Below are 12,500 nucleotides of genomic sequence, written 5' to 3'. Positions count from 1 at the left end.
CCCGCGCCGACGGACGCTCAGGCAAGCCCGCCCGGTGCCCCACCGGGCGCCGCGGCGCCGCACCGCACGCCGGGGGCAGGACCTGCTCCGCCCGGCCCGGCGCACGTCCGTCCCGCCGCCCCCCGCCCGCCGCGCCCACGCCCACGTCCCCGGCCCGAGCCCCGGCCGCACGTGCCGCACAAACCCCGCACCGCGCGCCCGGCCCCGCCGTCCTGGATCGGGCCGGAGTGCCGGCGCCGCTTCCCCGGCGACCCGGCACGCCAGGCGGCCTGCGTCGCCGCCCTCAACGGCTACTACCGGAAATGATCCAGATCACACGAACTCCGGCCGCGCCGGCCGGGTCCTACATGACCATGAACCCGAACGCGTCCGACGCCATCGGCATGGCCCTTGTCAACGCCTTCGCGCAGCGCGGGTACGCCACCGCGCTGCCCGACCCGGACACCATCGACATCACCCGCAGGGACGGCTCCCAGGTGCGCGGGAGCCTCGTCGAATGGCGGCGGTACGCCGCGAACCGCTCGCCGGCGGAGCTGCCCGCCATGGCGGCCCAGTACGCGGACCAGGCCGTCCAGGCCCTGGAGCAGGGCCCGGCCGCGGCGCCCGCGGGCGGTGGCGCGCGGCGGATGCTGGAGGAGGGGAGCCTGCGCGTCCGCCTCTACCCGGAGAACGCGTTCGACGAGCGGGTGCGGGCCGCGCTGCTGACCCGGCCGCTCGCCCCCGGGCTGCTGGAGACGGTCGTGGCCGACCTGCCCGACTCGATCGTCCCGCTGAACCGGACCGACCTCGGCGACGTCACCGAGGACGAGGCGTTCGGCGGCGCGCTGGCCCGCTCCATCGAGGGCGAGCCGCACTACGTCCAGGCCACCGACATGGACGGGGTGAAGATCTCCCACATCGGCGAGCAGCACCGCTACATCGGCGCCCACGTGCACGCGCTGCGCCGCCACTTCCCGGGGCCGCTGCCGTTCGGCGCGCTGGTCGCCTTCCCGCTGCCCGAGTACGTGACGGTCCACGAGATCGGGCCGGACCCGCACCTCGTCCTGGCGGTCAAGACGGTCCAGGACGTGGCGGCGAAGCTCGCCGGGAGCGGGGAGCGGCCGGTCAGCCCGCAGGTCTACTGGTGGCGGCCGGGGGAGTACGAGCGGATGGACGAGCGGACGGGCCTGTACAGCGGGCGCGTCCCGGACCTGCGGCCGGTCGGCGTGCAGGTCGAGCAGGGCGAGGACGGGCGGCTGAAGGCCGGCCTGCTCGGCGACGCGACCGCCGAGCTGGTCCAGGGCTGGGAGGCCGCGCGCCGCTGAACCGGCGGCGCGCCGGCGGGCCGCCCGCAGCCTCCGCGCTCAGGGCGTCCCGAACACCTTGCCTGGGTTGAAGATGCCCGCCGGGTCCAGCGCGTCCTTCACCGCGTGGTGCATGGCGATCACGGCCGGCTCCAGCTCGGCGTGCAGGCCGCGCCGCTTGAGCAGGCCGACGCCGTGCTCGCCGGTGACGGTACCGCCGAGGTCGAGGGCGTCCGCCACGATCCGGTCGAACGCCCGCTGGGCCCGCACCCGCGCGTCGTCGTCCCCGGCAGGTGCGATGATCAGCGGGTGCAGGTTGCCGTCGCCGGCGTGCGCGATGTTGGCGATGCGGGTGCCGGTGTCGGTCGCGGCGGCCTCGATGCGGGCCAGCATCTCCGGCACGAGAGCGCGCGGCACACACACGTCCTCGGTGAGGACGGGCCCGAGCCGCTCCAGCGCCGGGTAGGCGAGCCGCCGCGCCGCGAACAGCGCCTCGGCCTCCGCCTCGTCGGACGAGCGCGCGCTCCACGTCGCGCCCGCCTCCCCGAACAGGGCGACCATCGCGTCGGCCTCCGCCTCGCCCGCCTCGCCGGGCAGGTCGGTGCGGCCGAGGAGCAGGACGTTCGCGTCGGCGGACAGGCCCATGTTCCGCCACTCGTCCACCGCCCGCAGGCAGTGCCGGTCGACCAGTTCCAGCGCGCTCGGCACGATCCCGGCGGCGGTGACGCGGCTGACGGCCTCGCCCGCGTCCCGCAGCGTGTCGAAGTAGCCGACGATGGTGCGCTCGGGGGCGCGGGCGCCGCGCAGCCGCACGGTGACCTCGGTGATGACGCCCAGCGTCCCCTCGGAGCCGACCATCAGCCCGCACAGGTCGTACCCGGCGACGCCCTTGGCGGTGCGGCGGCCCAGCCGCACCACCTCGCCGCGCCCGACGACCGCCTCGACGGCCAGCACGTAGTCGCGGGTCACGCCGTACTTGACGCAGCACAGGCCGCCGGCGTTGGTCGCCGTGTTCCCGCCGATCGTGGACCACGGCGAGCTCGCCGGGTCCGGCGGATACCACAGGCCGCGTTCGGCGGCGGCGAGCCGCAGCGCGTCGTTGACCACGCCCGGCTGGACGACCGCGAGCCGCTCGGCGGCGTCGATTTCGACGATCTCGTTCATCGCCTCCAGGGACAGCAGCACGCACCCGTCCAGGGCGTTCGCGCCGCCGGACAGCCCGGTGCCGGCGCCGCGCGGGACGACCGGGACGCCGTGCTCGGCGCACGCGGCCACGACGGCCCGGACGTCCTCGGTGGATCCGGCGCGGACGAGGGCGGCGGGCGTCCCGTGGGGCGCCCATTCCGCCTCGTCGTGGGAGTAGGAGGCGACCACGTCCGGGTCGGTGACGAGCCGGGCGGCGGGGACGGCGGCGCGGAGGGCGTCCAGGAAAGCGGGCATGTCCCCACGTAATCACACGCGGGCGATCACCTGGACGCCGTGGTCACGCGGCCTCGGTGGTGATCAGCCGGGTGACGTCGGCGCGCAGCCCGGGCACGTCCACGCCCGCCTCGGTCGCCAGCCGCACCGACAGGAAGTCCTCGTCGTGCAGGATGCCGAGCAGGATGTGGCCGCTGCGGATCTCCTTCTGCTTGAGCCGCACCGCGTGCCGCAGGCTCAGCTCCAGGGCCTTCTTGGCCTTCGGCGTGAAGGGGATGTGGCCCCTGGCGTAGCGGGGGAGCTTGCCGGCGGGGACGTCGAGGGCGCCCTCGCCGAAGGTCTGCTCGGTGGCCTCCCGGACGGCGTCCAGGTCGATGCCGATGGTGCGCAGGGCGCCGGAGTCCAGCACGTCGCCGCCGCCGCGGTTGACGCGGGCGATCCGGCCGCGCAGGTCGGCCGGGTCGAGCCCGTGCTCGCGCAGCGCGCGCCCCAGGGCGTCGTCGGCGCTCAGCAGCGACAGCAGGACGTGCTCGGTGCCGATGTGGTGGTCGCGGAGCGCGCGCGCCTCGGCCTGCGCGCCGACGACGGCCTGCCGCGCGTCCGCGGTGAAACGCTCGAACATCTCCTACTGCTCCTTCTGTGCTTGTCCGAGGGGGGACGACCCCCCACGCCCCCCTCCCGACTTCGTCGGGAGGGAGAGGCGGCGCCCGCCGCCGTGCTTCTTGTGGACGGCCTGCCGGCTCACGCCGAGGCAGACCGCGATGTCCTGCCAGGACCAGCCCTGGTCGCGGGCGCTGGCCACCTGCAGCGCCTCCAGCCGCTCGGCCAGCTCGCGCAGCGCGCGGACGGCGCGCAGCCCGACGGCCGGATCCCTGCTGCTCGCCTCCTGGGCGAGCGTCACTCCATCGCTCATGCATGTCAATGTAGGTTGACACTCGGCGCGTGTCAACCGATGTTGACGCCTCCGCGGCGGATCAGGAGAGCTCCAGCAGCGTGGTGAGCAGGTCCTCCAGGCTGACCAGGCCCGCGACGCGGCCGTCCGGCGCCACCGCCAGCCCCAGCTGGCTGTGCCGCGCCCGCAGCGTCGCGACGGCCTCGCCGACCGGCGTGCCCACCGGCATCGCCGGCACCGGATGCGCCAGCTCCCCGGCCGGGGTGTCCCGCCCGCGCGCCCGCGCCAGGTAGGCGTCGCGGACGTGCACCATCCGCGCCTGCCCCCGGCCCGAGCCGCGCAGCATGATCCGGATCCGGCCGGTGCGCGCGGCGGTGTCGATGACCTCCTGCGGCGACGCCTCCGGCGGCACCGACACGATCTCGGCCACCGGCACCACCAGGTCCGACAGCGGCGCGCGCGGCGCGTCCAGCGCGGCCGTGAGCAGGGTCAGGTCGCGCTGCCCGATCAGCCCGAGCCGCCGCGACTCCTCGGCGATGCTGCGCAGCTGCTCGGGCGTCCGCGACACCTCCCGCGTCTCGCCCGGATGCACGCCGACCGCGCGCAGCAGCAGGTTCGTGGCGCCGTTCAGCGCCGCCAGCAGCGGCCGGACGACCGTCGTGAACGCCCGGAACGGCAGCGCCAGCACCGTCGCCGACCGCTCCGGGCCCGCGATGGAGAACGACTTCGGCGCCATCTCCCCGACGACCATGTGCAGGAACGTCACCACGCCCAGCGCCAGCACGAACCCGATCGCGTGCGACACGCCACCGGGCAGCCCCACGGCGTGGAACAGCGGCGAGAGCGCCTCGGTGAACACCGGCTCGGAGACCAGGCCCAGCCCGAGCGAGCACATCGTGATGCCGAGCTGCGCGCCCGCGAGGGTCAGCGACAGCTCGCCGATGCCCGCCACCGCCGCTCCGGCGGCCCGGCTGCCGCGCGCGGCGGCCCGCTCCAGCCGCGGCCGCTTGGCGGCCACCAGCGCGAACTCGGTCGCGACGAAGAACCCGTTGCCGGCCAGCAGCGCCAGCGTGACCGGGACGCCCAGCGTGAGGTTCACCGGCCCCCGCCCTTCCGGCCTCGGTCCCCGCGGTCCCCGTCCTCCCGGCCGCCTGCCCCGCGCTCGCCGGGGGGCGCGTCGACGGTGCGGACCCGGATCAGCTCCGGGACGTGCCGGTGCACGGTCAGCACCTCCACCACGGCCGCGCGCGGCGGCTCGTCCAGCCGGGTCGGCTCCAGCTCCACCCGCACCACGTCGCCGGGCCGCGCCACCCGGCCGAGCCGCTGCAGCAGCAGGCCCGCGACGGTCTCGTAGTCGCCCTCCGGCAGCGCGATCCCGGTCTCGTGCGCCACCTCGTCCACCCGCAGCCCGGCGTCGGTCGTCCACCACTCGCCGCGCCGGATCGCCAGGTCCTCGTCCGGGTCGTGCTCGTCGGCGATCTCCCCGACCAGCTCCTCCGCGACGTCCTCCCAGGTGATCAGTCCGGCGAAGCCGCCGTACTCGTCCACCACGCACGCCACCGGGACGTCCGCGCCGCGCAGCCGCGCCACCACGTCCGGCAGCGGCAGCGACGACGGCAGCAGCAGCGGCGGCCGGGCGATCGCGCCCACCTCCGTCCGCTCCGACTCCGCCGGGTCCAGCAGGATCAGCTCGTCGAGCCCGACGATCCCGACCACGTCGTCGACCCGCTCCCCGACGACCGGGTAGCGGGAGTGCCCGCTCGCGGTGATGATCTCGCTCAGCTCCGACGCGCGGGCCGACGCGGGCACCGTCACGACGTCCACCCGCGGCACCATGACCTCCTCGGCGTCGCGCTCGGAGAACGCCAGCGCCCGCTCCAGCAGGTCGGCGTGCGCCTCCTGGAACTGCTCGCCGGACTCGCCGATGATGTGCCCGAGCTCCTCGAGCGTCGCGCCGTGGTGCAGCTCCTCGACCGGCTCGATGCCGGCGGCCCGCACCAGCCGGTTCGCCGCCGCGTCGAACAGCCGGATCAGCGGCGCCGCCACCGCCAGGTAGACCAGCGTCGACCCGGCCAGCCACCGGGCCATCGCCTCCGCCCGCGCCAGCGCCAGGTTCTTCGGGAACAGCTCGCCCAGCACCATCTGCAGCACCGTCGCCAGCACGAACCCGAGCGCCACCGCGATGCCGCCGGACGCCCCGCGCGGCACCCCCGCGGCGTCCAGCACCGGCGAGATCAGGTCGGCCAGCGCCGGCTTGGCGATGAAGCCGACCACCAGCGCGGTCACGGTGATGCCGAGCTGCGCGCCCGACAGCATGAACGACAGCCGCTCCATCACCCGGACGGCGCGCGCCGCCGCGCGGTCGCCCTCCGCCGCCCGCTGGTCCAGCAGCGGCCGGTCCGCGGTGACGAACGCGAACTCCTGCGCCACGAAGTAGCCCGTCGCGGCGGTCAGCAGCAGCACCGCCAGCAGGCCCAGCGCTCCGTTCACCGGCGGCTCCCCGCACGGCGGGGCGCCGGGCCGGTGGCCGGTGGACCGCTCTGCCCGGACACGATCCCCCTTCCGCGCGTCCCTGCAAGATCCCTTCCTACCCTGCCAGGGCCCGGCATGCCCCGCGAGACCCGCCCCGCACGGGGACGGGCCGGGCTAGTGCGCGGTGATGAGGACGACGCCCGCCGCGACCACGCAGGCCGCCGCGATCCGGCGGGGGCCGAGCCGCTCGGAGAAGAACACCGCCCCGATGACCGCGCCCGAGATCACCCCGGTCTCGCGCAGCGCCGCGACCGACGCCAGCGCCCCGCGGGTCTGCGCCCACAGCACGATCCCGTACGCCGCCATCGAGATGAGGCCGCCCGCCAGGCCGCGCAGGACGGCGGGCCGGTCCAGCCGGGTGAGCGTCGCGCGGCCGCGCAGGGCCAGCACGATCACGACCGTCAGCGGCGCCTGGATGCCGAACAGCCACGACGTGTAGGACAGCGAACCGCCCGCGTTGCGCACCCCGACGCCGTCCAGCAGCGTGTACCCCGCGATGGACACGCCGGTCAGCAGCGCCGCCGCCACGGCGCGCGGATCCCGCCGCGGGCCGCCTTCCGCGGGCTCCCGGCCGCCGGTGAACGCCAGCACCCAGAGCCCAGCGCAGACCGCGGCGACGCCCGCGTCCTGCGCCCACGAGAGCCGCTCGCCGAGCGCGACCGCCGCCACGACCGCCACCAGCAGCGGGGCGCTGCCCCGCGCGAGCGGGTACACCTGGCTGAAGTCGCCCAGCTGGTACGCCATCAGCAGCAGCCCCATGTAGACGATGTGGACGACGGCCGACGCGGCGAGCCACGGCCACGCCGCCCGGTCCGGCGGGCCGATCAGCAGACCCAGCGGAACCACCACCAGCGCCTCGCCGAGGGCGATCAGCGCGAACGAGGCCCACCGGTCCGGCGCGCCCTTCGCGATCGCGTTCCAGGTGGCGTGCAGCACTCCGGCGAAGATCACGGCGAGGGCGACGGTCATGCGCCCACTTCACCGCAGAAGGGCCGTCCCGTGCACCGATTTAGGTCGAGGCTAAAGCGTCGCGGAGGACCGCCGGACGGGCCGAATTTCCGGATCTCGTGACATTCCGGGGATGGCTGGGCACAAGTGATAGCAAGGGAAGGAAGGAACAACGGGCAGACGTCCCGCCGGCGGCCTCGGCTCTCAGCGGGACCTCCCGACGCCGTGGGGAGCGCCGATGAACGATGAGAGCCGTCCCCGGCCGGTGTTCGACCCCGGCATTCCCGCCGCGGACCGCGCCGCGCTCGCCGCCGCACCGGAGCGGCTGGTCGCCGCGAGCCTGCCCGCGCCGCGGCCGCCGTCCCTCACCGCCGCCACCGTCGTCGCCCGGATGCTGTGGATCCCGGCGTTCGCGTTCTTCTACGGCGTCCTGCCGGGCGGCTGGCTGCGGGTGTTCTTCCTCGCCTCCCTCGACCAGGACGACCTCGTCGGGGGAGCGGTGCGGTGGGGCCGGCTCCCCGTCCTGGCGATGATGCTGACCCCCGCGCTGCAGGTGCTCCTGCTGCTGCTCGGGCAGACCGACGCCGCCGTCGCGCTCGCGGGCGTGAGCTTCGCCGGCTGGGTCGCCGGCGCGCTGCGGCACCTGCGCGAGCCCGACGCCGCCCGCGCCGCGCGCGAGCACCACGGCCGCTACCTGCTGCCCGCCGACTTCGACCGGCCCGCCACCCGGCTGCTGATCCGCGCCCAGCGCGCCGTCGACGCCGTCCTCGGCTCGCAGTCGCACGGCGCCGGGCTGCTGGACGCCGTCGGCAACACCGTCGTGCTGCCCCGGCAGGAGTGGGCGATCGCCGCGACCCTCGCCGAGCACACCCGGCTGCGCCGGGAGCGCCGCGCGCAGCAGCCCGAGCGGCTGTCCCCGCGGGTGCGCGCCCTCCTCGAACCGCAGGACCGCGCGCTCGAACTGTCCGCCCAATCGGTCGCCGTCCGGATCGAGGCGCTGGAGGCGTACGCGCGCCGCGCCGGCGAGGCCGACGACGCCTACCACGAGTCGCGGGTCCTGCAGGGCCTCGCGGACCAGAACGCCCGCTACCGCGAGCTGCTCGCCGGCACGGTCGGCGACGAGCTGGCGGGCGCCGAAATCCGCGGCATGTCCGAGGACGCCCACCGCGCCGAGCGCGCCCTGCGCGAGCGGACGACGGACGCCCTGAACACCGCCCCCGGACTAGCCGTCCCCGAAGACACAGCCAGCCCCACCAAGGGCCAGGCGGAAGTCACCCCACCCGACGAAAAGGCGCTCTAGCCCGTTCAGGGCGCGAGCCGCTAGGCGAGGCCCCTGGGCCGGGATTGCGTAAACACCGCGATGATGCGGTCGGCGGTGCGCTGCGTGCCGGCGATGCGGCGGCGCAGGCGCGCTCTGCCGGGCCGCGTCCCGCCGGTGCGGCGCGCGGGCCCGGCCGCGCGCTCGGCCTCCTCGGCCAGCAGCGCCCCCGCCCGCGCCAGCTCGGCCAGCAGCCGGCGGGCGGCACGGCTGTCCCGCTCGTCCACGGCGCAGCCGTAGAGCGCCTCGATCTCCGCTATGCGCGCTCCCAGCCGCAACATCTGATCGCCCACGATTGATCACCCCGTCGGTTCAATTGTGGGCGATCCGCCCCGTTCGCGCACGGTGATTTCCGTCCGATCGTGCCGCGGGACCGGGCTCGCGGCGTCCGGGGCGTCAGTTCTCCGCCAGGACGATGACGCGGTCCCGCGCCGACAGCACCAGCGGAGCCGTCTTGTCCGGGTTGAGCACCACGCCGTAGCCGGGCGGCTCGTGGTACCGCTCGATGAGCCGGTAGCCGAGCGCGACCTCGCCGCGCCGCCGCGCCGACTCGATCAGCGTCGCGAAGTCGGCCGTGCTCCCCGGCAGCAGGTAGTCGCAGGCGGGCTTGAGATAGATCTCCGACCCGGCCGGGTCGAGCAGGTCGGCGAACACGTCGTACAGGTGCCGGTTCTCGCTCAGCTGGGTCAGCATCAGGCTGATCAGCTTGTCGCTGACCACGAAGTCGTCGGCCTTGGTGACCTGCGCGACCTCCCGGTTGGCGTCGTCGTTGATCTCGCTGACGATGGAGAACGGGTCGCCGAGCGCGTCCTCCATGTCGCGCAGGTGCAGCAGCGTCACCAGCGTGCGGGCGTCGGCGTGCTCCCGGTCGTACCCGGCCTCCGAAAGCACGATGACGTGCTGGTAGGAGCCGACGTCCAGCGACTCCAGCGCGGGCCGCTCGGTCGGCTCGGCGCACACGAACTCGACCTTCAGGTTGGCGAACGGGCCGAGGCCGGCGGTCGGGTCCTCGCGCGGCGCCGCCACCGTCAGCGCCGAGCCGGGCGCGAGGAAGTCGTCCAGCAGCTCGATGATCTTCTGGGCGCGGTGGTTCCAGCCGAGCAGCAGGGTGCGCTCGGGCACCGGCTCCCGCGCGGTCGCGGTGGTGATCGCCGCCTCCCGGACGGCCGGCGCCGGGCCGGACGCCAGCCGGATCAGCAGGTCGTCCTCGGCCAGCACGATGATCTCGTCGTCGGCGCGGATGACGGTGTCCATCGGCGGGTTCAGCGCGACCGTGCCGTCGTGGTGCCGCAGCCCCGCCGGGACGCCGAGGTCGTAGCGCGACAGCGTCTCGCCGAACGCCAGGCCCGCCAGCGACGGCTCGGGCCGCATGTAGAACTCGTGCCCGGCGAAGTCCAGCAGGTCGGTGCAGACCTGCGACAGACCGGACTGCCGATGCGACTGGACGATCAGCCGGATCGCGATGTCGTCGGCGTCGATCACCCGGGCCGCGGCGCCGCCCGCCAGCCGGGCCGCCGGCAGGTTCGCCGAGTCGTGCACGGCGGCGACGACGTGAGGCCGCCGCCGCTCCCAGGCGCGCGCGCCGAGCGACAGCAGCACCTTGATGACGTGGGTGTCGGCGTCCGGCACCTCCGGCGAGATCACCATGATGGAGCGCGCGGTGCCGGGGCTGACCAGGTCCAGGTCGGCGACCTTCAGCGGGTTGCCGGTGCGGCACACGATCCGGGTCCGGCCGGACTCGCCGACCCGCGCCCGCAGCGCGTCCTCCATCTCCACCTTGTCGCGGTCGGCGAGGATCGCCACGCACGAGCGGCGCTCGCTCTGGTTGGCCTCCACCAGCTCCGCGACGACCGTGAACACCTGCTCCGACCAGCCGAGCAGCACGGTGTGGTCGTGCTCGACGATCCGCGACCGGCCCTTGCGCAGCTCGGTGATCTTGGCTTCCAGGCCGGTGGTGAGCACGCCGATCAGCGAGCTGACGATGAAGATGCCGCCGATCGTGGCGACCAGCATCAGGCCGAGGAACGCGACGCCGCCGCTGTCGCCGCCCATCGTGCCGGGGTCGAGGGTGCGCAGCAGGCTGCGCCACACCATGCCCGGCCAGTGCCCGTGGCGCTCGCTGTCGCGCGGTGCGAGGACCACCGCGGCGGTCGCCACCACGAGCACCAGCGCCGCCGAGGCGAGCGCGAGCCAGCCGATGAGCGCCGACGTCCCCTTCGCCATGGTGGTGTCGAACCAGTACCGGACCCGGTCCCGTCGCGTCGCCTGTTTCAACCCCGCATGCCCCCTTTGCCGGTCCCCCCGGGCGCCACCCTACCGACTTGCCCGCCGATGATGTCCGCCATGGGGAATTCGGGGAATGCCGAGCGAAAGGCGATTTGCCCGGTGCGCACTAATGCGCGAGGGGCCGGAGTGAGAATTTCACTCCGGCCCCTCGGCGCTCAGCCGGAACTCCGCCGGCCGCGCGGAGCGCTAGTGCGCGGCCTCGTACTGCTCGATCACATTGGCGGGGATGCGGCCCCGCTCATTGACCTTGATGCCGTGGTTCTTGGCCCACTCGCGAATCTCGGCGGACCGCTCACGGCTGCCCGCGGTACGCGTGCCGCGGACCTGCCGGCCCGCCGGCCTGCGCGCCTTGCGGGCGCCGGCCACGAACGGCTCCAGCCCGTCGCGCAGCTTGGCGGCGTTCTTCTTGCTCAGGTCGATCTCGTAAGTGGTGCCATCGAGTGAAAAGCTGACGGTCTCGTCGGCCTCGCCACCGTCGATGTCGTCCACGAGAAGGACTTCGACCTTCTGTGCCATGCGGGGACTCCCTCTAGCTATGCGTCCGGCTTCGCGTCCGGATGAGCGTCGATGAATGCAGCATAGACCTCATCCGATATCTTGCCACGTTCGGAGACTTCGACGCCCTCGCGCAATGCCCAGTCGCGGACATCGCCGTTCGTGTAGCCCTTGATCTTCGCGGTCCGGGGCTTGCGTCCCTTCCCGGCCGCCTTCACCTCCACGGCGTTGTCGATGAAGGGCGCGAGCGCGTCCAGCATCTCGTTCAGCCGCTTGTAGTTGTCGTCGCTCAGGTCGATCGTGAACGTCCGACCCAGGACTTCGAAGTCCCGCTTCGCGACATCGTCCCCTTCGGAGCCGTCGATGTCGTCGACTCGAATGACCTTCTCGGCCATCTGTACCCTGTGTTCCTTCCGTCACCTGAAGTGTGAGCGGATGTGGGGATCCGCTGTTCGGGTAGCCGTCGCTCGCGTGACGGCGGCCCCGGTCCCATCCACGCGGGGCGTGGTGCCGGGTTCCTGCTTCGCGGGCGGTTGCCCGGCGGCGACGTCCAGATCGACGCCCACCGTGCTGCCCGGCCGGACGTGGCGCTGGGGAACGCCGGACCACCACTTGCCCTCGGCGTCGTAGCGGTCCCGGCAGGCGGCAAGGCCCCGATTCCACGCGAACCGGTACGCCTGCGTCACCGTCACGACCCGCACCGTGATCAGGGCCGCCGACAAGATCCGCGCGACGAAACCTGCGCGCCGGCAGGGTTCAGACGAGGCACACGTGCAGACGCGCACCTTCGCCCCCATTTCCGCCAACAGTCCCGCACCCGCCCCCTCGCCTACGCGGCGACCCTGACCGTAGCGGATTCCGCGCGCCACCATGACGTTGAGGCGCGGCGCGGCACCGGAAAAGGGGCGGTGTGCCCGGGCGAGGGCGGTCAGGAGGCGCGCGCCCGGATCCAGGTGCTGAGCAGCAGCATCATCTCCAGGCGGAGATCGGGGTCCTCGATGTCGAAGGCGAACATCTCGTGGAGTTGCGCGAGCCGGTACCGGACGGTCTGCGGGTGCACGCACAGCACCTCGGCGGCGCCCGTCGCGTTGAAACCGTGCTTCATGCATTCCAGCAGCGTCTCCGCCAGCCGGACGCCCTGCCGGGGCCCCGCGGCCTCCAGCGGGGCCAGCCGCCGCGCCGCGACCAGCGCCGCCAGCGAGCCGCCCTCCTGCAGCAGCAGCTCGGGCAGGCGCTCCTCGGCGCGGACGAGCACCCCGCCGCGCCGCGATCCGCGGCCCGAGGGAGACCCGGCGCCGCCCCTCGCCCGGCCGGCGGGGCGGTCGCC

At 74.4% G+C, this 12,500-nt stretch carries 15 protein-coding genes; 3 read left to right on the top strand and 12 right to left on the bottom strand.

Features of this window, described 5'->3' with window-relative positions:
* The first annotated feature begins 171 nt into the window (after positions 1-171).
* Together ABD296_RS47095 and ABD296_RS47090 are read left to right on the top strand one after the other, a co-directional pair.
* Positions 172-306 carry a hypothetical protein gene (locus ABD296_RS47095; RefSeq protein ID WP_344284226.1) on the top strand — a complete coding sequence of 45 codons (135 nt, stop codon included), beginning with the start codon at positions 172-174 and terminating at the stop codon, positions 304-306.
* On the top strand, positions 303-1,304 hold the full coding sequence (locus ABD296_RS47090; protein ID WP_344284223.1) for a hypothetical protein: 1,002 nt from the start codon (positions 303-305) through the stop codon (positions 1,302-1,304). The genes ABD296_RS47095 and ABD296_RS47090 overlap by 4 nt, the downstream gene beginning before the upstream one ends.
* A 39-nt stretch (positions 1,305-1,343) precedes the next feature.
* Here the strand turns inward: ABD296_RS47090 and ABD296_RS47085 are convergent, their stop codons facing one another.
* The 6 genes from ABD296_RS47085 to ABD296_RS47060 form a co-directional block, all read right to left on the bottom strand.
* A complete protein-coding gene (locus tag ABD296_RS47085) occupies positions 1,344-2,723 on the bottom strand; it encodes an FAD-binding oxidoreductase (RefSeq protein ID WP_344284220.1) in 1,380 nt (459 codons plus the stop codon).
* A gap of 43 nt (positions 2,724-2,766) precedes the next feature.
* Entirely contained in the window at positions 2,767-3,324 is a 558-nt protein-coding gene (locus tag ABD296_RS47080) for a Clp protease N-terminal domain-containing protein (RefSeq protein WP_344284217.1), read from the bottom strand.
* A gap of 3 nt (positions 3,325-3,327) precedes the next feature.
* Entirely contained in the window at positions 3,328-3,615 is a 288-nt protein-coding gene (locus ABD296_RS47075; RefSeq protein WP_344284214.1) for an RNA polymerase subunit sigma-70, read from the bottom strand.
* A gap of 61 nt (positions 3,616-3,676) precedes the next feature.
* Positions 3,677-4,693 carry a CNNM domain-containing protein gene (locus ABD296_RS47070; RefSeq protein WP_344284211.1) on the bottom strand — a complete coding sequence of 339 codons (1,017 nt, stop codon included), beginning with the start codon at positions 4,691-4,693 and terminating at the stop codon, positions 3,677-3,679.
* Positions 4,690-6,084 carry a hemolysin family protein gene (locus tag ABD296_RS47065; RefSeq protein ID WP_344284208.1) on the bottom strand — a complete coding sequence of 465 codons (1,395 nt, stop codon included), beginning with the start codon at positions 6,082-6,084 and terminating at the stop codon, positions 4,690-4,692. Before ABD296_RS47065 ends, ABD296_RS47070 begins: the two co-directional genes overlap by 4 nt.
* 156 nt (positions 6,085-6,240) lie before the next feature.
* On the bottom strand, positions 6,241-7,095 hold the full coding sequence (locus ABD296_RS47060; RefSeq protein WP_344284205.1) for an EamA family transporter: 855 nt from the start codon (positions 7,093-7,095) through the stop codon (positions 6,241-6,243).
* Positions 7,096-7,312: 217 nt separating this feature from the next.
* Here ABD296_RS47060 and ABD296_RS47055 point away from each other — a divergent pair, with 217 nt between their 5' ends.
* Positions 7,313-8,374: a hypothetical protein gene (locus tag ABD296_RS47055; RefSeq protein WP_344284202.1), complete on the top strand. Its 1,062-nt coding sequence runs from the start codon at positions 7,313-7,315 to the stop codon at positions 8,372-8,374.
* Between the two features lie 20 nt (positions 8,375-8,394).
* On the opposite strand, the gene ABD296_RS47050 is transcribed toward ABD296_RS47055, so the two are convergent.
* The 6 genes from ABD296_RS47050 to ABD296_RS47025 form a co-directional block, all read right to left on the bottom strand.
* Positions 8,395-8,685 carry a hypothetical protein gene (locus ABD296_RS47050; RefSeq protein ID WP_344284200.1) on the bottom strand — a complete coding sequence of 97 codons (291 nt, stop codon included), beginning with the start codon at positions 8,683-8,685 and terminating at the stop codon, positions 8,395-8,397.
* Positions 8,686-8,788: 103 nt separating this feature from the next.
* Positions 8,789-10,666, bottom strand: coding sequence for a CASTOR/POLLUX-related putative ion channel (locus tag ABD296_RS47045; protein WP_344284198.1), 1,878 nt, complete (start codon positions 10,664-10,666; stop codon positions 8,789-8,791).
* A gap of 198 nt (positions 10,667-10,864) precedes the next feature.
* The gene (locus ABD296_RS47040; protein ID WP_344284195.1) at positions 10,865-11,194 is read right to left on the bottom strand and encodes a histone-like nucleoid-structuring protein Lsr2; all 330 of its coding nucleotides are present in this window, start codon (positions 11,192-11,194) and stop codon (positions 10,865-10,867) included.
* A 17-nt stretch (positions 11,195-11,211) separates the two neighbouring features.
* Complete coding sequence (locus tag ABD296_RS47035) at positions 11,212-11,568, bottom strand: histone-like nucleoid-structuring protein Lsr2 (RefSeq protein WP_344284192.1); 357 nt, start codon at positions 11,566-11,568, stop codon at positions 11,212-11,214.
* A gap of 21 nt (positions 11,569-11,589) precedes the next feature.
* Positions 11,590-11,970, bottom strand: coding sequence for a helix-turn-helix domain-containing protein (locus tag ABD296_RS47030; protein WP_344284189.1), 381 nt, complete (start codon positions 11,968-11,970; stop codon positions 11,590-11,592).
* Between the two features lie 131 nt (positions 11,971-12,101).
* On the bottom strand, positions 12,102-12,500 hold a 399-nt coding region (locus ABD296_RS47025), incomplete at its 5' end, for a helix-turn-helix domain-containing protein (protein WP_344284187.1).

This window comes from Actinomadura napierensis (genome assembly GCF_039529375.1).
Lineage (GTDB): Bacteria > Actinomycetota > Actinomycetes > Streptosporangiales > Streptosporangiaceae > Spirillospora > Spirillospora napierensis.
Note: the sequence above shows the minus strand (reverse complement) of the source record. Positions and strands in the feature narration are given on the sequence as shown.

Excerpts from the sequence above, each read along its gene's own strand:
- ABD296_RS47090 (WP_344284223.1), top strand. The coding sequence starts at position 303 with ATGATCCAGATCACACGAACTCCGGCCGCGCCGGCCGGGTCCTACATG.
- ABD296_RS47085 (WP_344284220.1), bottom strand. The coding sequence starts at position 2,723 with ATGCCCGCTTTCCTGGACGCCCTCCGCGCCGCCGTCCCCGCCGCCCGG.
- ABD296_RS47080 (WP_344284217.1), bottom strand. The coding sequence starts at position 3,324 with ATGTTCGAGCGTTTCACCGCGGACGCGCGGCAGGCCGTCGTCGGCGCG.
- ABD296_RS47075 (WP_344284214.1), bottom strand. The coding sequence starts at position 3,615 with ATGAGCGATGGAGTGACGCTCGCCCAGGAGGCGAGCAGCAGGGATCCG.
- ABD296_RS47060 (WP_344284205.1), bottom strand. The coding sequence starts at position 7,095 with ATGACCGTCGCCCTCGCCGTGATCTTCGCCGGAGTGCTGCACGCCACC.
- ABD296_RS47055 (WP_344284202.1), top strand. The coding sequence starts at position 7,313 with ATGAACGATGAGAGCCGTCCCCGGCCGGTGTTCGACCCCGGCATTCCC.
- ABD296_RS47040 (WP_344284195.1), bottom strand. The coding sequence starts at position 11,194 with ATGGCACAGAAGGTCGAAGTCCTTCTCGTGGACGACATCGACGGTGGC.
- ABD296_RS47035 (WP_344284192.1), bottom strand. The coding sequence starts at position 11,568 with ATGGCCGAGAAGGTCATTCGAGTCGACGACATCGACGGCTCCGAAGGG.
- ABD296_RS47030 (WP_344284189.1), bottom strand. The coding sequence starts at position 11,970 with ATGGGGGCGAAGGTGCGCGTCTGCACGTGTGCCTCGTCTGAACCCTGC.